Origin of the sequence: Snodgrassella sp. W6238H11 (assembly GCF_016100525.1) — a bacterium.
GTDB lineage: Bacteria > Pseudomonadota > Gammaproteobacteria > Burkholderiales > Neisseriaceae > Snodgrassella > Snodgrassella alvi.
Genome location: NZ_JACFSH010000001.1, coordinates 204,353 through 225,971, shown reverse-complemented (window position 1 = coordinate 225,971; position 21,619 = coordinate 204,353). Strand labels below are relative to the sequence as shown.

Annotated in this window: 18 protein-coding genes and 2 tRNA genes; 9 read left to right on the top strand and 11 right to left on the bottom strand. The window is 42.1% G+C overall.

The features are described 5' to 3' along the window. Window positions 1–184 precede the first annotated feature (184 nt). The 4 genes from H3V00_RS11545 (at window position 185) to recG (ending at window position 5,039) form a co-directional block, all read left to right on the top strand. Window positions 185–319, top strand: coding sequence for a hypothetical protein (locus H3V00_RS11545; RefSeq protein ID WP_255516733.1), 135 nt, complete (start codon window positions 185–187; stop codon window positions 317–319). 59 nt (window positions 320–378) lie between these two features. Beyond that, window positions 379–753, top strand: a complete 375-nt coding sequence (locus H3V00_RS00990) for an RDD family protein (RefSeq protein WP_198206658.1) — start codon at window positions 379–381, stop codon at window positions 751–753. Between the two features lie 190 nt (window positions 754–943). Next, on the top strand, window positions 944–2,812 hold the full coding sequence (gene ilvD, locus H3V00_RS00985; protein WP_198206659.1) for a dihydroxy-acid dehydratase: 1,869 nt from the start codon (window positions 944–946) through the stop codon (window positions 2,810–2,812). A 190-nt stretch (window positions 2,813–3,002) separates the two neighbouring features. Then, on the top strand, window positions 3,003–5,039 hold the full coding sequence (gene recG, locus H3V00_RS00980) for an ATP-dependent DNA helicase RecG (RefSeq protein ID WP_198206749.1): 2,037 nt from the start codon (window positions 3,003–3,005) through the stop codon (window positions 5,037–5,039). 151 nt (window positions 5,040–5,190) lie between these two features. On the opposite strand, the gene H3V00_RS00975 is transcribed toward recG, so the two are convergent. The 5 genes from H3V00_RS00975 to H3V00_RS00955 all read right to left on the bottom strand — a co-directional run bounded on the left by H3V00_RS00975 (window position 5,191) and on the right by H3V00_RS00955 (window position 8,315). Then, window positions 5,191–5,265 (bottom strand) — tRNA-Glu (locus H3V00_RS00975). Window positions 5,266–5,274: 9 nt separating this feature from the next. Then, window positions 5,275–5,351, bottom strand: a tRNA-Arg gene (locus tag H3V00_RS00970). 157 nt (window positions 5,352–5,508) lie between these two features. Continuing rightward, window positions 5,509–6,849, bottom strand: coding sequence for a deoxyguanosinetriphosphate triphosphohydrolase (locus H3V00_RS00965; protein WP_025330370.1), 1,341 nt, complete (start codon window positions 6,847–6,849; stop codon window positions 5,509–5,511). Between the two features lie 157 nt (window positions 6,850–7,006). Further along, window positions 7,007–7,762 (bottom strand): hydroxyacylglutathione hydrolase, encoded by a 756-nt coding sequence (gene gloB, locus H3V00_RS00960; protein WP_198206660.1) that lies wholly within the window; start codon window positions 7,760–7,762, stop codon window positions 7,007–7,009. A gap of 16 nt (window positions 7,763–7,778) precedes the next feature. Then, window positions 7,779–8,315, bottom strand: coding sequence for an NUDIX hydrolase (locus H3V00_RS00955; RefSeq protein WP_025330368.1), 537 nt, complete (start codon window positions 8,313–8,315; stop codon window positions 7,779–7,781). A 123-nt stretch (window positions 8,316–8,438) separates the two neighbouring features. Between H3V00_RS00955 and crcB the strand changes: the two genes are divergently transcribed. Then, window positions 8,439–8,825, top strand: a complete 387-nt coding sequence (gene crcB / locus H3V00_RS00950; protein ID WP_198206661.1) for a fluoride efflux transporter CrcB — start codon at window positions 8,439–8,441, stop codon at window positions 8,823–8,825. Between the two features lie 48 nt (window positions 8,826–8,873). Here the strand turns inward: crcB and H3V00_RS00945 are convergent, their stop codons facing one another. Both H3V00_RS00945 and H3V00_RS00940 read right to left on the bottom strand, forming a co-directional pair. Then, on the bottom strand, window positions 8,874–9,419 hold the full coding sequence (locus tag H3V00_RS00945; RefSeq protein ID WP_198206662.1) for a GNAT family N-acetyltransferase: 546 nt from the start codon (window positions 9,417–9,419) through the stop codon (window positions 8,874–8,876). A gap of 50 nt (window positions 9,420–9,469) precedes the next feature. Next, complete coding sequence (locus H3V00_RS00940) at window positions 9,470–11,098, bottom strand: ABC-F family ATPase (protein ID WP_198206663.1); 1,629 nt, start codon at window positions 11,096–11,098, stop codon at window positions 9,470–9,472. A gap of 145 nt (window positions 11,099–11,243) precedes the next feature. On the opposite strand from H3V00_RS00940, the gene H3V00_RS00935 reads away from it, so the two are divergent. After that, a complete protein-coding gene (locus H3V00_RS00935) occupies window positions 11,244–12,476 on the top strand; it encodes a chloride channel protein (RefSeq protein ID WP_198206664.1) in 1,233 nt (410 codons plus the stop codon). Window positions 12,477–12,501: 25 nt separating this feature from the next. Here the strand turns inward: H3V00_RS00935 and hemF are convergent, their stop codons facing one another. Next, window positions 12,502–13,428: an oxygen-dependent coproporphyrinogen oxidase gene (gene hemF, locus H3V00_RS00930; protein WP_198206665.1), complete on the bottom strand. Its 927-nt coding sequence runs from the start codon at window positions 13,426–13,428 to the stop codon at window positions 12,502–12,504. 221 nt (window positions 13,429–13,649) lie between these two features. On the opposite strand from hemF, the gene grxB reads away from it, so the two are divergent. The 3 genes from grxB to H3V00_RS00915 all read left to right on the top strand — a co-directional run bounded on the left by grxB (window position 13,650) and on the right by H3V00_RS00915 (window position 17,082). Further along, on the top strand, window positions 13,650–14,297 hold the full coding sequence (gene grxB / locus H3V00_RS00925; RefSeq protein ID WP_198206666.1) for a glutaredoxin 2: 648 nt from the start codon (window positions 13,650–13,652) through the stop codon (window positions 14,295–14,297). Between the two features lie 261 nt (window positions 14,298–14,558). Beyond that, window positions 14,559–16,271 carry a thiamine pyrophosphate-dependent enzyme gene (locus H3V00_RS00920; protein ID WP_198206667.1) on the top strand — a complete coding sequence of 571 codons (1,713 nt, stop codon included), beginning with the start codon at window positions 14,559–14,561 and terminating at the stop codon, window positions 16,269–16,271. 136 nt (window positions 16,272–16,407) lie between these two features. Continuing rightward, window positions 16,408–17,082 (top strand): LexA family transcriptional regulator, encoded by a 675-nt coding sequence (locus tag H3V00_RS00915; RefSeq protein ID WP_198206668.1) that lies wholly within the window; start codon window positions 16,408–16,410, stop codon window positions 17,080–17,082. A gap of 532 nt (window positions 17,083–17,614) precedes the next feature. On the opposite strand, the gene H3V00_RS00910 is transcribed toward H3V00_RS00915, so the two are convergent. From H3V00_RS00910 to H3V00_RS00900, 3 genes are read right to left on the bottom strand one after another with little or no spacing between them, the layout of a single operon-like run. Next, window positions 17,615–19,609 carry a DUF3488 and transglutaminase-like domain-containing protein gene (locus H3V00_RS00910; protein WP_232339794.1) on the bottom strand — a complete coding sequence of 665 codons (1,995 nt, stop codon included), beginning with the start codon at window positions 19,607–19,609 and terminating at the stop codon, window positions 17,615–17,617. Then, window positions 19,609–20,544, bottom strand: a complete 936-nt coding sequence (locus H3V00_RS00905) for a hypothetical protein (protein WP_110414068.1) — start codon at window positions 20,542–20,544, stop codon at window positions 19,609–19,611. Before H3V00_RS00905 ends, H3V00_RS00910 begins: the two co-directional genes overlap by 1 nt. After that, the gene (locus tag H3V00_RS00900) at window positions 20,528–21,439 is read right to left on the bottom strand and encodes a MoxR family ATPase (protein WP_025330357.1); all 912 of its coding nucleotides are present in this window, start codon (window positions 21,437–21,439) and stop codon (window positions 20,528–20,530) included. Before H3V00_RS00900 ends, H3V00_RS00905 begins: the two co-directional genes overlap by 17 nt. Between the last annotated feature and the right edge of the window lie 180 nt (window positions 21,440–21,619).

Here is a 21,619-nt window from a genome sequence, read left to right as displayed (position 1 = left end):
GTATAGAAAAATAAATATTAAAAGCTATGACTGACGATTGACAGGGAACAAAATAAAATAACTTACTATATTTAAAATTTAACTTTATATACTTTATCTTTATTGAAGTATATAAGTATATAAATTTATAATTAAAAAAATAAATTTATATAATACTTTTTAACAAATTTTAAGGAAATACACTATGCCCAATACTCAGAAGAATTTTTCAAAGAAAAATTATGATTATGATGATTTTCATGATTCGGAAATAGAAGTTGAACTCGCCACTCCATGGCAAAGGGTTGCTGCATATTTAATTAACTTTGCATTTTTTTAGTCTGTTGTTATGAGGGTGCAAGGCTATATATATTTCACCAGGGTTCCCTGCCTGTATCTATGCATATAGATGACATAGCTTTGACCATATATCTTTTAATACCTTCAATACCATTAATCATAGCACAATGGATTATGATGAGTAAAACTGGTCAATCCTTTGGTAAGCGCCTGATAAAAATTAAAGTTATTAATCTTGACGGACGCAATCCGGGATTTGTCGGTACTGTATTAATTCGTGAAATTGTGTTTTATACAATTGTCGGTATTTTTTCATACTTGTTGATTAAAATTTTCAATCTTAATCAGGAATCTACTAAGCAAATATGTAACTATTTAATTACATTTGTTTGCTTTTTAATGTTGTTCAGAACAGAGGCCAATCGACGTACTTTCCAAGATTATTTAGCCAAAACAATTGTCATAAAAGTATAATTATATATACTTGAGAATATTACATATTGATATACTGTGTCAGCTATATTAATTTCTGTGTAGTCTAAAATTAACCTGTTAAAATTATATAATCAATTCAGTTCTAAGTTTACAAACATCAACTGTCTGCGTACCATGCTGGCAGTTGTTTTACATTTACAGATAAAAAACCAATACAAGGGAATGCATAATGCCACAATACCGTTCACAAACATCTACACATGGGCGCAATATGGCCGGTGCACGCGCACTCTGGCGTGCAACAGGTGTCGCTGATAGTGATTTTGGTAAACCGATTATTGCTATAGCCAATTCTTTTACTCAGTTTGTTCCCGGACATGTGCATTTGCATAATATAGGTCAGCTGGTAGCACGTGAAATTGAACGTTCTGGCGGTATTGCCAAGGAGTTTAATACCATCGCGGTTGATGATGGCATCGCTATGGGACATGAAGGAATGCTTTATAGCCTGCCTTCACGCGACCTGATTGCGGATAGTGTGGAATATATGGTCAACGCACATTGTGCTGATGCACTGGTATGTATATCCAACTGTGACAAAATTACTCCCGGAATGCTGATGGCATCCATGCGCCTGAACATTCCAACTATTTTTGTCTCTGGTGGTCCGATGGAGGCGGGTAAAATAATCGCAGCCACCAATGGTGAGCAACAAATCCGCAAACTGGATCTGATTGATGCAATGATTGAGGCTGGTAACGATAAAATCAGCGATGAAACGGTTGCACAAGTGGAGCGTAGTGCCTGCCCTACCTGCGGTTCATGCTCAGGTATGTTTACAGCTAATTCAATGAATTGTCTGACTGAAGCTCTGGGTTTATCCTTACCAGGTAATGGTTCTTTACTCGCTACTCATGCATTACGTAAAGAACTTTTTCTTGAAGCAGGCCGGCGTATTGTTGAATTAGCCAAACGCTATTATGAACAGGATGACTCCAGTGTGCTTCCGCGCAGTATTGCAACTAAGGCAGCTTTTAATAATGCTATGAGTCTGGATATTGCTATGGGTGGTTCTACCAATACGGTATTACACTTGCTGGCAGCCGCGACCGAGGCCGGTGTTAATTTTAAAATGGCTGATATTGACCAGTTAAGCCGCCATGTACCCTGCCTGTGTAAAGTAGCTCCGGCTACACAAAAATATCACATGGAAGATGTGCATCGTGCCGGTGGTGTTATGGCCATTTTATCCCAGCTTAATCATGCCGGTTTACTAGATACCAGTGTACATACTGTACATATGCCTACACTGGCAGATGCGATTAAGCACTGGGATGTAAGCAATCAGAACAATACTGAGGCAATACAACGTTATCGCGCTGCACCGGGCGGAATCCGTTCAACTGAGGCTTTCTCACAAAACGCGATGTGGCCTTCTCTGGATTTGGATCGTGAAAATGGCTGTATCCGTGATAAACAGCATGCTTATTCTCAGGACGGCGGTCTTGCTGTGTTATTCGGTAATCTGGCAGAACGCGGCTGTGTTGTTAAAACGGCTGGTGTAGATGATAGCATCCTTAAATTTACCGGTCGCGCCCGGGTGTTTGAAAGTCAGGATGAAGCTGTTGAAGCCATTCTGGGTAATCAAATAGTAGCTGGTGATGTAGTTATTATCCGTTATGAAGGTCCCAAAGGTGGCCCAGGAATGCAGGAAATGCTTTATCCGACCAGTTATCTGAAATCTAAAGGTTTGGGTAAAGCATGTGCTCTGCTTACAGACGGTCGTTTTTCCGGGGGCACCTCGGGTCTTTCGATTGGACACGCCTCTCCTGAAGCTGCTGAAGGCGGCAATATCGGGCTGGTACAGGAAGGGGATATCATCGAAATTGATATTCCTGAACGCCGGATACATCTGGCTGTATCTGATGCAGAGTTGGTACAACGCCGCAAAGAAATGGAAAGTCGTGGTGCTCGTGCATGGAAACCTGTTAAACGTCAGCGTCATGTCTCTGTTGCTTTACGTGCCTATGCAGCCATGACTACAAGTGCTGATACCGGTGCTGTACGTGATGTAACACAGGTAGAGCGACAAGATTAATTTATTCTGTCAGAGTACCCGTTTCGCTGTCTGGATAGCGAAGCGGGTTTATTTTTTAATCAAAATACACAGTGCATTAATTTGATATTTTGACCAATTATTTAAATATGATTAAAGTGGTCAGATTAGCGCTATATGTGCAAACATGCTATTGTAACCATGTTGTAATATGCTTTTACTGTTTGTCACTATGTCTGCTGCTGAATTTCCCTTTCCAGTAAGTGCCAATACGCTTGCCAAACTGACCAAACTCAATATTACTAATATTTGGGATTTGGCTTTACACTTACCGTTACGCTATGAAGATGAGACACATATTACGCCGATTGCTGATGCACAGAACGGGGTGCCGGTACAGATTGAAGCGACGGTTATTCATCAGCAAATACAATTCCGTCCGCGTAAACAGCTGGTAGTACAAGTTCAGGACGTATCCGGACATGTCTTGTACCTGCGATTTTTACATTTTTATCCTAATCAGCAAAAACAACTGGCAGAAGGTAATGTGATTCGGGCTCTGGGTGAAATCAGACATGGTTTTTTTGGCGATGAGATGGTGCACCCAAAAATTCGCACTGATATTGATAAAGGACTGGCAGAAAGTCTTACTCCTGTTTATCCCACCGTTAACGGACTAAACCAGCCTGCTCTTCGCCGGCTGATTCAGGCTGCACTTAAGCACTTGCCGGCAGATGATACACTGCCGGCTGAATTATTACAGCAGTTACAATTACCTCCCCTGCTGGAAAGCCTGATTTTTCTGCACTCTCCGCCACCAGAGTACACTGCGCGTGATTTACATGAAGGTACTTTACCGGCATGGCAAAGACTGAAATTTGATGAATTGCTGGCTCAGCAGTTATCCATGAGGCTGGCACGCCAGCAACGCTTAAACGGGCATGCAAAAGCTTTAACTGGTAACGGCCATATTAGTGAGCATTTACTAGCTAACCTGAGTTTTACCTTAACAGAAGCTCAGCAGCGTGCTCTTGCTGAAATCACTGATGATTTAGCCCAGACACACCCGATGCACCGTTTACTGCAGGGAGATGTGGGCAGCGGTAAAACTATTGTTTGTGCTCTGGCTGCGGCAATAGCAATAGAAGCCGGTTTTCAGGTAGCGGTCATGGCACCCACAGAAATTCTGGCTGAACAACATTATCTAAAATTTACACAATGGTTTTCACCTTTAGGAATCCGGATTTCCAGACTTTCAGGCAGTATGCGCAAAAAAGCCCGTGATGAAGCACGGAAAGAACTGGCAGATGGTACTGCTCAGCTGGCAATAGGTACGCATGCTCTATTTCAGGATGATGTTACTTTTCATAATCTGGGTCTGATTATTGTTGATGAACAGCACAGATTCGGTGTTGCCCAGCGTCTGGCATTAAAAAATAAAGGTGAAGATGTACATCAGCTGATGATGTCCGCAACACCAATACCCCGCACACTGGCAATGAGTTTTTTTGCCGATCTGGATGTTTCTGTCATTGATGAACTGCCTCCCGGACGAACACCTGTTATAACCCGTCTGGTAAACACGGCCCGCCGTCAGGAAGTTGAAAAACTGGTAAAGCATACCTGTGCACAAGGCCGGCAGGTATACTGGGTCTGCCCGTTAATTGAAGAATCTGAAGTACTGCAATTGCAAACTGCCGTAGATACAGTTGCTCAATTACAGACGGCGTTACCGGAACTGAATATAGGCTTAATACATGGACGGCTCAAGCCGGCAGAAAAAGCAGCTGTTATGACAGCATTTGTTGAAGGCAGTATTCAGGTACTGGTAGCTACAACAGTGATTGAAGTTGGTGTAGATGTACCCAATGCCAGTCTGATGGTAATAGAACATGCTGAACGTATGGGGCTGGCACAATTGCATCAGCTTCGCGGTCGGGTGGGACGTGGAGCAGCAGCCAGCCGCTGTGTATTGTTATTCAGTGAACCTCTTAGTGATGTTGCCAAAGCACGTTTGAAAGTAATTTATGAAAATACCGACGGCTTTGAAATTGCCCGACAAGATTTGAATATTCGCGGACCGGGAGAGTTTCTGGGAGCACGCCAGAGTGGTGTGCCGATGCTGCGTTTTGCCAATCTGGAAGAAGATCTGCCCATACTGGAAAAAGCACGTGATTTAGCGCCTGTTCTGATTAGCCAGCAACCTGAAGTAGTCAATAAACACTTGCAACGGTGGCTATCTCAACGGTCTGCTTATTTGGGCGTATAAAATATTTATCTGTATTAACAGCTCCAGTGAAACCTGAAAAATTTAATGACAAAATTTAGCAGCTATATTCTCAGGACTAAACAATTAAACCAGCAATATTTCAAGCTAAAATAAAAAAACCTGTTTGCAAAATCAAACAGGTTTTAAAATCTGGCACGCCCACGGGGAATCGAACCCCGGTTACCGCCGTGAAAGGGCGATGTCCTAACCGCTAGACGATGGGCGCATAGCTTGATGGTGCACCCGGAGCGATTCGAACGCCCGACCCTCTGGTTCGTAGCCAGATACTCTATCCAACTGAGCTACGGGTGCACTGCTTTCGAACTCGTTTAAGAGTCACCGAAAATCAAGAAGCGCGATAATACGCAATAAATGGTCTTTTGGCAAGCCAAAAATAGATAAAAATGAAAACAAATAGATAAATACTTGATTTTTATATATTTATTTTGCAACTATATAAGCAAAAAATCTACAGCATTCCGATTCCGGATACTTCACGCGCCAGCTTTGCCGCAGTATTGTCAGTCATACCACCTACAAAATCCAGAACTTTCATATATCCCAGATATAAACCATCCTTTTTATCCAGTTTTTGTTCTTTTAATAATGACAATGCCAGCTCTTGCCTTTTACTAAGCTGACCGGTTTTAATAAAGGCATGTACCGCAGGTACAAGCAAACCCAGTATCGAACCCAGACAAGGAAAAGTAGCTATTTCAGTAATCAGTTTGCTTTGATGGCGGAATATACGTGTGCGAGCCAGCTCTTTTGCAGCGTTCAGGGCTTCACTAACATCCGGACTAGCCAGAGCAAGCAAATCCTTACCACGAAATGAACCATTCAATAAATCCCGATGATGCTTAATAAAAGTATGTGCAATATCGTCTACTGCTCTTCCGATGGCAATTCCGCGCAAGCGGGCACAACGCTCCTGACTGCTATAAGACTGCCAGAAATATTCTTTATTTGTCAGCCTGGATAGAATTTGCTCTACATCTGCCACCTGTAATAATCCCATTTCGACAGCATCTTCCAAATCCAGCAAAGCATAACAAATATCATCAGCAGCTTCCATTAAATATGAAAGCGGATGGCGCATCCACTGATTTTCACCGGTTTGCGGTAACCCCAGCTGTTCTGCAATACAACGCATAAAGGGCAGCTCAGTCTGATAAATATTGAATTTATTCCGCCTATGCGGCGCAGAACTGGTCCACGGATACTTAATTAAAGCACCGATAACAGCAGCAGTCAGACGCATTCCGCCATCATTCTGATACATTTCCAGACTGGCTACCAGACGCAAGCTATGTGCATTTCCTTCATAAGTTTCGATATCATTGCGTTCTGTATTGCTCAATTCCTGTAAATAATGAGCATGCTGTGGATCACGGAACCATTCACGCAATGCATCTTCACCTGTATGGCCAAATGGCGGATTACCGAAATCATGAGCCAGACAGGCAACCTGTACAATCGCCCCGATATCAGCAGCATGGCTGCCAGATGGCAGGAAATGGCCGGCATTCAGCATTACACCGACCCGATTTCCAAGACTGCGCCCGACACTGGCAACTTCAACACTATGAGTCAGACGATTATGCGTATGGTCATGTAAGGCAAACGGATGAACCTGCGTTTTACGGGCGAGACGGCGAAAACCACTGGAAAAAACCACTCGATCATAATCAATATGAAAATCAGTACGCAGTGCATCCGCCCCCTCTTCACTTGAAGCGGTCACTGTAGGCACAATACACCCATTTTCCGGCTTAAAGCGCTGGGTACTGAGCAACTTAGTCCAGTCCATGCAATATGATGATTTTTTCATATTCAGATAAATTGAAAGCTTTATATGCCGGCTGAGATTATCAGTCGCCATTCTTTAGCTCAGTTTCAACTCATTTATTCCTTCGTTATTATGTTGAAATAATCATAGCATGCAGAAAGTCACATTGTGATTAATTTTAAAAATGATTTTTCCACTCCCTTAAATAAGTAAACACTGCCAATGGTTGGGCAAGCTGATGCTCTGAGAGGCCTTTTTGGCGTAATGTGGCCATCACTTCCGGCTGACTGGTACGCAAAAAAGGATTGATTGTGCGTTCATGTGCCAGACTTACCGGTAAGGTAGGTAATTTATCTGCCTGTACTAATGCTTTTCTGATTGCAGAATTATTCGGTTCAACGGCTTGTGCAAATTTCAAATTTGCTGCGGTATATTCATGTGCCGGATAAAACAAGGTATCAGGCGGCAGACTGTTTAAACGCTGCAAACTGCTGAACAATTGTGCCATAGTCCCATTCACTCGTCCGCAGCCTGCACTGAACAGCGTATCACCACAAAATACTCTGTAACGACCGGCAGAATCGCATACTAAATAAGCCAAATGATCTGTAGTATGCCCGGGAATATGCCAAACTGTTACATGCTGACCGAATACCTGAAATTTACTGCCTTCAGTTACGGGTATATTCACAATATGCCAATCAATGCAACCGGTAATCTGGCATTGCGAATAATGTTTTTTTAATTCCGCCACCCCATCAATATGGTCATAATGAGAATGAGTAAGCCAGATAGCATCCAGGGTCAGGTTGTGTTCAGTCAGATAATTTATGACAACAGGTGCTTCGCCCGGGTCAATTACTATAGCCTGATTTTCTTGCTGCAACAGCCAGATATAGTTATCAGAAAGAGCGGGTAACGGGATTATTTTCATGACAAATATAAATTTATTAACAATATAACAACCAGTACTGCAAAGCAATCAGCGTTTTTCCATCATGAATCTGATTATTTGCCAGTGCCGAACGCACTTGCTCACGATTGAGCAACACTGGTTCAATAATTTCATCTTCATCCGCCGCCAGAGCACTATTTGGTTGCACATTTTCAGCCAGATAAAGATACATTTTTTCATCACCGAAACCGGGAACAGTATAAAAAGTATGTATCAGTTTTACTTCAGCAGCAGTATAAGGGGTTTCTTCAGCCAGCTCGCGCAAAGCAGCATGCGCAGGATCTTCATTTTTTCCGTCCAGCTTACCTGCCGGGATTTCCAGTAAAGCCTCACCTACCGGATAGCGCCACTGTCGTACCAATACCACTTTTTGCTCAGCCGTAACCGCAAGTACAGCCGCGGCACCCGGATGCTGTACAACTACCCGCTGTGCCTGGTTGCCATTGGGTAAACGAACAGTGTCCTCTGAAACATTTAAAAAGGAACCGCGATAAACTTCTTTACTGGAAATTTTGGTTTCAGTCAGATCCATATTGATACTTTCTACATGTCTAAAAACACTAGCGTAGTCATTTCAGCAGCAGAAGGCAATATGGCATGTCCGGCTTTAGTTTAAAATTATTAATTGTATATTCGTTGTATGATTGGATTGATTATGTATTTATCTTTATTTGCCATTGCTGCCGGCGCAGCTCTGGGTGCCATCATGCGCTGGCTTCTGGGAATCTCGCTGAATACGCTTCATTCCGGTTTGCCCTATGGCACACTGCTGGCAAACTGGATCGGTGCTTATCTGATTGGTCTGTTCAGTGCATTGTGTATACATTTTACCCAGATCGCTCCGGAATGGCGTCTGTTTGTTATTACTGGTTTTCTCGGCGGGCTGACTACGTTTTCCACCTTCTCACTCGAAGCCGTGCAAATGCTTTTGTCACAACGTTATACTCTGGCAGTAACACATATACTGCTGCATACAGGCGGTTCTTTACTGCTGACTATTCTGGGTTTGGTAACTGTGCACTGGTGGATTAAAGCCGGCTAAGATATGATTTTGTATTGATGACGAGCTTTGTAAAAAACCGAGTTACTATTAACCATCGACAGGCTGAGCTGGTGTATCCAGAATTAACTGATAAAATGCCGCATCCAGCCAGTGACCAAATTTAAAACCAATCTGAGGCAATGTGCCAACATGTTTGAAGCCAAGCTGTTCATGCAGAGCAATACTGCTGTCATTGGCTGCATCAATCACACCCATTAATACATGTAAATCAGCCTGACGTGCACGTACAATCAGTTCCTGCATCAGTTTGCGTGCCAGCCCCTGCCGGCGACAGTCATTACGCACATATACACTGTGTTCCACCGTATATTTATTGGCAGGATAATCACGGAATGCACCCCATGAAGCAAAAGCCATCAGTTCACCCTGACCGTTAACTGCACCGATAACCGGAAAATTGCGCTCACGTTTAGCTGCAAACCAGCCATGCATAAATGATAGTGAACGGGGCTCATAATCATACAGTGCAGTTGAGGTGGCGATAGTATCGTTAAACAGCGCCAGAATGGCTGCCGCATGTTCCTTTTCATTACATTCAATCAGCTCAACTGCGTTACTTTTGCCGGTATTCATTTTTTTCCCATATAAAAAAACTGCCTGTAAACACAGGCAGCTTACAAATATTAAACTACACCTTTTTTAGCCAGATAACCTTCATAATCACCCAGATAATATTCATAACCACCTTCACCATCCAGCTCAATAATCTGTGTAGCCAGACTGGAAACAAACTGGCGGTCATGAGATACAAACACAAGAGTACCCGGGAATTTTTCCAGCGCCATATTCAGCGCCTCAATACTTTCCATATCCATGTGATTTGTAGGTTCATCCATTACCAGCACATTAGGTTCCTGCAAAATCAGTTTACCATATAGCATACGGCCTTTTTCACCACCGGAAAGTACCTGTACCTGCTTGCCGACTTCATTACTGCCAAAAAGCAGACGGCCTAAAGTACCGCGAATCACCTGCTCATCATCGCCTTCCTTGCCCCACTGACGCATCCATTCAGTCAGAGTCATAGATACATCGAAATCATTTTCATGATCTTGCGGGTAATAGCCAACCTGTGCTTTCTCTGCCCATTTTATAGTACCGCTATCTGCTTTAATGCCATCAGTGTATGCTTCATTATATGCACCAGCCAGTAATTTCAGCAGTGTAGATTTACCGGCACCGTTAGGACCGATAATTGCCAGACGTTCACCGGCATCAAGCATCAGATTCAGCTTTTTAAACAATTGCCGGTCAAAACGTTTTGATAAATCCTCAACTTCAAGCGCCTGCCGATGCAGCTTTTTCTTATCATCAAAATTAAAGCGGATAAACGGGCTTTGACGGCTGGAAGGTTTCACTTCCACCATATCTGCCTTAATTTTATCAGCCAGTTTCGCCCGGCTGGTTGCCTGTCTTGCCTTGGATTTATTGGCAGAAAAACGTGCCACAAACTCCTGTAATTCCTGAAGTTTTTCCTTAGCTTTAGCATTATCCTTTAAAGTACGTTCACGTGCTTGTGCAGAGGCAAGCATATAATCATCGTAGTTGCCCGGATACAATGTAATGCCACCATAGTCTACATCGGCCATATAAGTACATACTTCATTCAGAAAATGGCGATCGTGCGAAATAATAATCATGGTGGATTCATAGCTGTTCAACACACCTTCCAGCCAGCGAATAGTATTAATATCCAGATTATTGGTCGGTTCATCCAGCAACAGCACATCCGGTTTGGAAAACAGTGCCTGTGCCAGTAATACGCGCAGTTTAAAACCCGGTGCTACTTCACTCATGCTGGCATTATGCAGATGCTCATCGATACCGACACCGGCAAGTAATTCTCCCGCCCGTGCCTCAGCTGTATAGCCGTCATACTCGGCAAATTTTGTTTCCAGATCGGCTGCACGCATATAATCATCTTCAGTGGCATCCGGATTAGCATAAATGGAGTCGCGTTCTGTCATGGCTGCCCACATTTCTGTGTGCCCCATCAGTACCACGTCCAGTACGCGCATATCCTCATACGCAAACTGATCCTGTCTCAGCTTACCCAGACGCAGGCCTTGATCAATGGCCACCTCACCACTAGTGGGTTCGAGATCACCGCCGAGAATCTTCATAAAAGTTGATTTACCCGAGCCATTAGCACCAATCAACCCATAACGATGGCCTCCACCGAACTTAACCGATACATTCTCAAACAATGGCTTCGCGCCAAACTGCATCGTAATATTATTGGTACTGATCACTGCAATACTTCCTTTAAATTCCTGACAAAATATTCTGATTTTAACACAGACACGTGCCAAAATTCGGCAAAGTCTGTGCTGTCGTTTACAATATCGTTATTTAAAATGTAAAAGTACCTTTGATTTATCGCAAATTTATCATGCCATGTTCAGATTAAATCCGAAACTGATTGCCTTATTACTATTTTGTGGTGCCATTGCCGGCGTGGCAGGCATGTCACTTATCGGATTATTGCATTTCATTCAGCAGTTAGTGTACGGAATAGTCCGTACAGACGGTATCACATTTCGTAATATTGTCGAACAAACCACAGCCATACATCGTTTACTTGCATTAAGTGCATGTGGCGTAATAGCGGGCGCAGGCTGGTACCTGCTGCACCGTTTTGCCCCCAAACTGGTTGATATCAGGGAAGCAATTGGCAACAATGCCACACCTATACCGTTAGTTTCTACTTTCTTTCATGGTATGTTACAGATATTCACAGTAGGCATGGGTTCACCTCTCGGACGTGAGACAGCGCCACGTGAAATCAGTTCAGCCATTGCAGATTTTATCGGCCGGCGATTTAACATCAGTACAGAAGAGAGAAAAGTCCTGCTTGCCTGTAGTGCAGCCGCCGGTCTGTCCGCGGTTTTTGATGTACCTCTGGCCGGTGCTCTGTTTGCACTGGAAACTTTATTATTCAGTTTCCAGCGCAATACCGTTATTGCGGCTTTAATCTGCTGTACAACCGCAGCATGGGTAGGCCGGATCGGACTGGGTAGCCAGCCAGCCTATCAGCTACCGGCAATTACCCTGAACAGTCCACTGTTAATCTGGTCGTTGTTGCTGGGACCATTGATTGTTGCATTCTCATGGCTGTTACAATACCAGCTCGCCTGTTGCAAACCGGCTGTACGTACCAGCCCCAAGCTGATCTTTATCAGTATCGGTGCCTTTATACTCATCGGGGTTTTGTCCATGCAACTGCCGGAGATACTTGGTAACGGAAAAGCCGGTAATGAACTGTTATTTAATGACCAGATAAGCTGGCATTATGCTCTGGCACTATTAATCGGTAAATGGCTGGCGCTTCTACTGGCCACCCGTGCCGGAGCATACGGGGGATTTATTACTCCTTCAATGATGCTTGGCGGTCTGATTGCATTACTGGCAGCCACTGCATGGAACAGCATGCTGCCACCTGTTCCCATAGTCGCCGCAGTTGTGACCGGAGCTACCGTTTTTCTGGCAGTACAGCAAAAAATGCCTCTTACCGCCATATTATTTGTATTGGAAATAACCAATATTACGCCCGACATGATAATGCCAATTTGCCTGTGTCTGCTTACAGCACTATCCTGCCAGCAAGGATTGAACAAAAAACAAAGTTAAACAGTATATATAATAATTTTACTACTCAAACCAGACAGTTTTCTGCTTCTGCCAGCCAGTCACGCGCCCGTAAATATCCGGCCAGACCGGCTTCAGCAGAACCAGGTACCGGTTCATACTGATATTCAAAGCGGGCTAAAGGCGGCATAGACATCAGAATAGATTCTGTTCGCCCGCCGGCATGTAAACCAAACTGAGTGCCTCTGTCCCACAATAAATTAAATTCAATATAACGTCCGCGCCTGTATAACTGAAACTGACGTTCACGCTCGCCAAAATCCATATTTTTGCGCCGCGCCACAATAGGCAGATAAGCTTGTAAATAAGCAGCACTTATTGCACGTACAAAAGCAAAACAACGAGCAAAATCCCAGCGGTTTAAATCATCAAAAAATAAACCGCCTACCCCTCGCTGTTCCTGCCGGTGAGGCAGATAGAAATAACGGTCACACCACTCTTTAAATTCAGAATATACCGTTTCACCAAAAGGCAGACACGCATCATAAGCAACCTTATGCCAATGCACTACATCTTCAATAAATGGATAAAAGGGGGTCAAATCAAAACCGCCGCCAAACCACCAGACCGGATTACTGCGTTCCGGATATGCAATGAATAAACGTACATTCGCATGACTGGTAGGTATATATGGATTACACGGATGTACCACCATTGACACCCCCATTGCTTCATAAGGAGCTCCTGCCAGATACTGGCGTTTTCGCACAGCTGAAGCCGGCATAGCAGTACCTTTAACATGAGAAAAATTAACGCCAGCCTGTTCAAACACAGCTCCTTGTTTGAGAACCATACTGCGCCCGTTTCCCAATTTGCCAGACCATTCATCTGTTACAAACCCCGCAGTACCATCTTCTCTTGCCAGGGCATCAGCCAAATGTAATTGTAAATTTTGAAAAAAATCCAGATTTTGATTAAAGACATCGCAACTCATGAAAAAACCGTAAACTAAGTTTAATTAATATATGTATAATATTAATTAATATTTGTAATACACAATCTACAATAACAGATTATTTTAATCAGTATTATTGTTACCTGACAGTATTTATCACTTATTTAACAATACGAAACTATCAGTATAAATATTAAAACATGATATTTTTTGTATATTGTACATTTAATCAACACACTAAATCCGAAAAGGAAATCTGAATGCAACTTTATATTTATGACCATTGTCCCTACTGTGTACGAGCCAGAATGATATTCGGTAAAAAAATAGTACCGGTAGAAAATATCTATCTGCTGAATGATGACGAAGATACCCCAAATAAATTAATCGGAAAAAAAATGGTACCGATTCTGGTAAAAGACGATGGTACTGCCATGGGTGAAAGTCTGGATATCGTTCACTACATTGACCAGCTTTCTGGTACTACTCTTATAAACAATACAGTACGCCCTGAAATTGAGGGCTGGATAAAAATTGTTGATACTTACCGTAATTTCCTGACTTTACCGCGCTGCATCAGTATTAACCTGCCTGAGTTTGCGACTCAGAATGCCATCAACTATTTCATCAACAAAAAAACAGCTATTTTTGGTGATTTTCAGCACCATTTACAAAACAGTCAAACCTATATTAACCGGTTCAATGCCGATCTGATTGCACTATCGCCGCTAATTGTGAATGATCATGGTAGTAATGGTACTTTCGGAATGGAAGATATTCTTTTATTTCCTTTATTGCGCAATATGACTATGGTCAAAGGAATCGAATGGACTGCGCCGGTGCTGGATTATATGCACAGCATTAGCCGGATTACTCGCATTCCATTGTTTAATGACCGCGCAATCTGATTATTAAGCAGTTTTTGGCAGCCGGCAAAACATAAAGGCTGCCATTTTTATAAAAATTTATTCGAAAATATCGATTTTAAATGATTTTCAACAATAATCTTGTTTTGTTGATTACACAATATTACAATAAAACAATATTGATAAAGAATTAATATAAATATTTTATTTATTTATAACATATAGTTATATAAATAAATAGTAAGAAAATATTTTACTTTATTATTTTTGAAATAAATAATCAATTTTAAGAGGAAATACAGCATGTCTAAAACGAAAACTGTATCAGAAATATTGGTTGATGTTCTTACCGAAGCCGGTGTCAGCAACTGTTACGGCATCATCGGTGATACGCTGAACTTTGTTGGCAAAGCGATAGAAAAAAGTAGTATTAATTGGGTGCATACACGTCACGAAGAAGCAGCTGCCTTTGCTGCCGGCGCTGAAGCTCTGATTACAAACAAACTTACTGCATGTGCTGGTTCCTGTGGTCCTGGCAGCTTGCATCTGATTAACGGCTTATACGAATCCAACCGCAATAATGCACCAGTAATTGTTATTGCCAGTCAGCTGGCCGCCACTTCTATGGGCACCGGATTCCCGCAGGAAGTGGATTTCCTCAAGGTCTATCAGGATACAAGCGTTTTCTGTCAGATGGTAAACCAGCCGGAAGAAGCTCAGCGTATATTCACTCAGGCCGCACAGGCCGCCATTAATAAACGCGGTGTAGCCGTTGTAATCCTGCCCAGTGACATCAGCAAAATGGAAGTAGCTGAGAAACCAGTAAAAATATGGCAGCCGCAGCCAGTTACCCGTCCGAATGATAACGAAATCGAAGAACTGGTTAAAGCGATTAATCAGGGAAATAAAATCACCATTTACGCAGGTTTTGGCGCTAAAGATGCACATGATGAAGTAATTGCACTGGCAGAAAAACTAAAGGCACCAGTTGTACACACTTCTCGTGCTAAAGACAGCATTGCCTGGGATAACCCTTATCAGGTGGGTATGACCGGGATGTTTGGTACTAAGGCTGGTTATGATGCCATCAAAAACTGCGATACCTTATTATTACTCGGTTGCAGCTTTGCATGGTCTGAATATTATCCGGAAAAGGCCAATATCATCCAGATTGATCATGAAGCTACTCAGTTAGGCTTGCGTCATCCGATTAATCTGGGGCTGGTTGGTGATGTTAAAACCACTCTGCAAACAATTTTGCCGAAAATACAGACTTGTAACGACAGCAGTTTTCTGGAGCACCATACCGCTTTATTTGCCAAAATTATGGATAAATTTGAAACGTATGCCACTCCGGATGACAAACATCCAATTCACCCACAGCAACTAATAGAATTGATAGATAAGTATGCCAGTGATGATGCATTGATTACCGCAGATGTAGGAACTCCAATGCTGTGGGGAGCCCGTTATTTAACCATGAATGGCAAACGACGCTTCCTGACCAGCCTTAAACACGGCACCATGTCAAACGGTATGCCTCAGGCTTATGGTTTCCAGAAAGCCTTTCCGGGCAGACAAGTCATTTCTTTATCCGGAGATGGCGGTTTAGCCATGCTGATGGGTGATTTGCTTACTGCCAAACAGGAAAATCTGCCGATTAAAATAGTTGTTTTCAACAACAGTTCCCTGAACTTCGTAGAGCAGGAACAAAAAGGCGAAGGTTTGGTAGAAGTCTATGTTGACCTGAAAAACGGTGACTTCAAAACCATTGCAGAAGGCTGTGGTTTCAGTGCTCAAAGCGTAAGCAAATCTTCTGAGCTGGAGGCCGCTGTAAAAACATTCCTTGCACACGAAGGCCCGGCATTACTGGATGTCGTAATTAGTGATAAAGAACTGATAATGCCACCGGCAATCAGCTATGAAAATGTGAAAAACATGGTCTGGTATGGTTCTAAAGCCATCCTCGAAGGTAAAGGCAAAGAAGTTATTGATATGATCAAAAATAACATCTAAACCTTTTAACAGGCCCGCTGACAGATTGATACAGCGGGCACTTTTTTACACATTAATCAAAAATAATTATTTAAATTAATAATTTAATTGTATTCTTGAATCTCTTATTATTTGAAATAAAAATAAGTCAAAATTTATGCACACTATTCATAGCCGTATTAAACAAGCTAGAACTAATAAAGGTTTAACCCAAGCTGAATTAGCAGAGAAGTTAAATATATCAATTACAGCTATCCAACTATGGGAAAATAAAGATGAGACTAAAGCCACAGCTCCAAAAAGAAAACGGTTAGAGGAAGTAGCAAAAATTTTAGGAGTAACGGTTACATGGCTATATACAGGGGAAAATTTTATACAAACAGATGAAAATCCAAAACCAACTGAAAACCCCAGTCCTAGTGAGGGATATAAAAAAGTTATGATATACGCTATTGATTTATCAAAAAATCATGAAAATATCAAATGGATTTTATCAGAATTTGAAGAACCCCTGCTCATAAATAATAATTGGTTCAAATCAAAAAATTTAATCCCTGATGATTTGCGTGCCATGCGTGTAAAAGGTAACAGCATGGCTCCTAACTTGGAAAATAACGATATTGTTATGATAAACACTAATGATGTTGAACCTGTTGATGGTGAAACATATGCTATTATTTACAATAAACATTTTTTTATAAGACAAATCCGTCAAACTGTTGATGGTATAAATCTCATAAGCTCAAATAGTGATTATGAAACTATTAAAATTTCTTCTAATCATCTAGATAATTTTATAATTTTAGGAAAAAAAGTCTGGCGCTGTGGCTAGTTAATATTCTTTATTTCTTTTTTAACTTCTGACATTTTGAAAATAGACATCAAAATTTTTTATACATTTAACATAAAATATTTTTCTAATTCATAAAGATAGCTAATTAATATGAAATAAAATTTTAGTGATGCAAGATACAAATATCCGGCAGTATCATCAATCTAAAAGCAACTTCAAAATTAAAAAATATTATATTTTTAACAACAATCTATTCTATTTTTATATTTTTTAAAATCAAATAGTTAATTATTAACATTAATTACTCCTTTTCATTCCAAAGAATTTAAAGTATTGTTATTTCTTAACTTTTATTCAAACCGAGTAAAAGTTATCTGTCAGTAGTGATTTCGGAAAGTCAGGCATTCCAGACCACACGGGAACACGACTGATCTAAAAATTAATATGGTCATTAAATGTAATAATAAACTACCCAGCTCTTGATAACATTGATTGCTGGGTAGTTTTCGTTTCTGTACTTAATAATTTATCCAGACAACTTCAATATGATGTATCAGGATAATCGGCATAATTACAGATTGCGTACAGCTTTCTTCATTTTACGCAACCATTTGCGCTGGCTGCGCATGTCTGGCATTCCTGCTGCTCCATACTGCCAGTCTATATACTGTGTCAATAAAGCAGCCAAATCTTCATTAAGCAAATTATGCTCTGCCAGAATATTTTGTAACTCAAGCGGACCGATTGCAGATAATTCTGACTCTTCACCTTCTACAATAGTCTGCTTAAGCAGATTAATACCATCGGTTAATGGCTGAGTCTGCACATTACCCTGACGGCGTAACCAGAAAATCAGTGGAAGTGACGTAATGACAATTGCGATTATAATGACTATTATCAGTACATATACAGGTATATTTTTTAAATTCAGCCAGCTAAGTATTGACTTCTGACTACCCCTATCATAATTAACCACCCATTGCTGCCAGTAAAACTGACCATTATCCAGATATTTCTGTAATAACGGAAAAGCTGAAGATAATCCGGCACGCTGTTCTGCCGGTAAAGCACTTTCCACCCCTTTGTCTATACGCACTGATGAAACTGCCGTGGTCGGATCTACCCGTTTCCATAAACCCTTTTCAGCAATCCAGATTTCAGTCCATGCATGGGCATCCTTACTGCGAATTTGCCAGAACTTATTGTCAGGGTGATATTCTCCTCCCTGATAACCAATTACGATTCGTGCCGGCACACCGATTGAACGAGCCAGCCACACCATAGCGTCTGCATAATCTTCACAAAAACCTTCATGTCCCTCGAATAAAAAATAATCTATTTTATTCTGTGTTTCATTGTTCCGTTTTGGGGTTAGAGTGTATTGAAAATGACTGCTTTTGAAATAAGTTAGTATATGATTGATAAACTCTTCGCTGCCGCCAGATTTATCGGCCAGCTGTTTTGCCAGTCTGCGGGTTTCAGGATTCAGTCCATCCGGCAACTGGGTATAATAATTCAGTAAACCCTGATCCATTTGCTGACGCAGGTATGGTGTCATCTGAGAATATAAATGTACCCTGCGCAGACCTTCGCGACTATTATTGACCCTGACAACGTTACCTACTCGTCGGCTGAAACCAAACTGTTCATTAGGCAAAGGCTGATCCAGAGCCGGTAATCGCCCGTGATCATCCTGAATAATCAGCTCATATCCTACCATTTTACTGTCGGTACGCTGTTCCAGCAAAGCTCTGCTTGGCAGCTGTAAAGTATCTTCATCCGTATACTGTTCTTTTACTGCATGCCATTTTCCATCCGTGTTATTACCCATTACCATTACACGCCAGTACATATCAGCATTGCGTGGAATAGCATTATTATCAAAGATAACATTGAAAGCCAGTTCATTACTCAAAATCAGATTGCTGACACTCCCTGATTCAAGGGTATCCGACAATCCTGTAACAGATGATTGCTGCGGCTGCGGCACACCCCATAATGGCGTATTTCTGCGCGGCATCGCTATAAATAAAATAACGGCCAGTGGAAAAGACAGAATTAAAATTACTGCACCCTGCCGTATTGCCATCATAGGTTTGATGCCCGCAAGTAATCCCAGAGATGAAATCAGGCAGAACAACGCTACAATCAGCCAGGGGGCCATTAATATACTTTGATTAAACAGCAGACCGCCGCCCATCAGTACTAGCTGAGCTAACAATAATATTTGCCAGTCGCGTAAAGTTTCACCCTCAAATGCCTTGAGTATTATCATTAACATGAGCAAAGAAACACTGGCATCCCGGCCAATAATCGTTCCCACACGAAAATATACCCATACAGAAGTAGCCACCAGCAATATTATTAATGCCCATAACGGCAATTTTTTAATACTGGTAAATAGCAAAGCAACGCGCGCAATCCACAACAGAGCGAATGCAGCGCACACACTCAGAGGTAATTCAAATAATAAGGGTAACGATACCCATGCCAGCATCAGTAACAGAATAAGCTGGGTGCGTACAGATGGGGATTTACGTAAAAAAACCGGATCAGCAAGCCACATTACCATCTACCCAAAGCATTCAGACATTTTGTCCGTTGACCTGTCGTTGCCTCATAGCGCTGTCTTGGTAACTCCAGTATATATTTTTCCCCGATAGCATCTGCTGCCAGTACCCGATAGCACATCATACTCGCCATCTTTTCCAGGCTGGTTCCCTGAGGATAATCCCGATAGGAAATCAGTAGCGGCTCTACCCGCTTACCTCCCTGTTCAAAATATTTATCCAATAAATCACCTGTTTTGGCATAATGTTTCCATGCTATCTGCCGCATTGAAGCTGAACTCTGATGAGGCAGCAGATAAGCCGGATCCTGACCGCTCAGACTGATTTGGACGCTGGGTTCGTCATCACTGCTACGCTGTGCTGAAATAGTATGTTCTAAAGGTTCCGGAAAAATCACAAGTTCTTCAGTAAATTCCCATTGAGTTTTAATCATCAGTAACCCAAATGGCGCCATACTGGCTCCGGCAAGTATTAACGGTGGCAGAATACCGCGGCGCTGTGGAGGTAATTTCCAGAGAAATTCAGTATTTTCTGGTGTAATTGTCCACAATTCCCAATCACTGGCTGTACCGGTTATTTCCTGTGCTGTTTGCAGCCATAACCAGCGTGTACGTTTGCAGCTGTCACAGGCTCGCAAAGTCAAAACACACTCTTTACCGGCAAAATATTCCTGTTGGGGTTTAATCGCCAATACTATCCCGGTAAGCTGGCGGACACCGGCAAGTGCACCAAATAATAAAATGCCCACTAACCAGAACACCAGTGCATGAGCTACGTTTACCTGATAATTAACTGCCATAACCCATAACAGAAAACTGGCAATAGCCACACCCCAGCCCATACGTGTCAGGTTGACACGTATATTACGTGCACGCAAAGCTGTGTGCCCGTCAATAAGTGTAGGAGCAGGTGTCTCAGACCACAGCCACATGGTCCAGCATTCCTGTGAGTAAAGTACTGCTTCGGGACTGACTTTGTAAAGGTTGCAGGCGGTGTGCCGCTACTGCTACCCAGACAGCTTTCACATCTTCCGGAACAACATGTGCCCTTCCCTGTACCCATGCATATGCTTTTGCAGCCTGAACTACTGCCAATCCGGCACGCGGACTCAGCCCGACTGCGAATGTGCCCGGAGTACGCGTAGCTGCAACTAGCCGATAAACATAATCCGCTGCAGCTGCAGATAAATTTATTTTGGATACTTCTGCCTGCCATTGCTGTAATATTTCCGCATTGCATACTGCTTTAATGCGTGGCACAAACTGGCGACGGCCGCCAGAGATGTAGAGCTGTTTTTCTTCTTTTTCTGCCGGATAGCCAATACTCAGACACATCATAAACCGATCCAGCTGCGATTCAGGTAAAGGGTAAGTACCAAGCTGTTCTGTCGGATTCTGGGTAGCAACTACAAGAAATGGTTTCGGCAGCGCATAGGTTTTACCATCCACAGATACCTGCCCCTCTTCCATAGCTTCGAGCAAAGCCGATTGCAGTTTGGGAGAAGCACGGTTAATTTCATCAGCCAGTAAAAAAGAATTGAAAACTGGTCCCGGATGAAAAATAAACTCATTGGAATTTGGCTGGAATATGCTGACACCCAGCAAATCAGCCGGTAACATATCGTTAGTAAATTGTACGCGCTGATAATTTAATCCTAGTACCGCTGCCAGTGCATGCGCCAGTGTGGTTTTACCAACTCCTGGTACATCTTCAAGCAGAATATGCCCGCGTGCCAGTACACAGGTAACAATTTGTATCAGCAATTGTTGTTTGCCCAGAATAAGGGCATTGAGTTGTTTGAAAATCGGTTCGAGTTTTGGATTCATGTTTGGATACAGTAATAATAAAAAATCCGGCAGTGATATCGGGTTTGTTATCGCAAAATGTAACTACTGGAAATAATTCTGTATTATTTATACAAAATTTATTTTATACATATATTTTTGCAGCAATACATACGTATATAATTTGTTAAAATTAAATTTTATAACGAATATTAACACTAT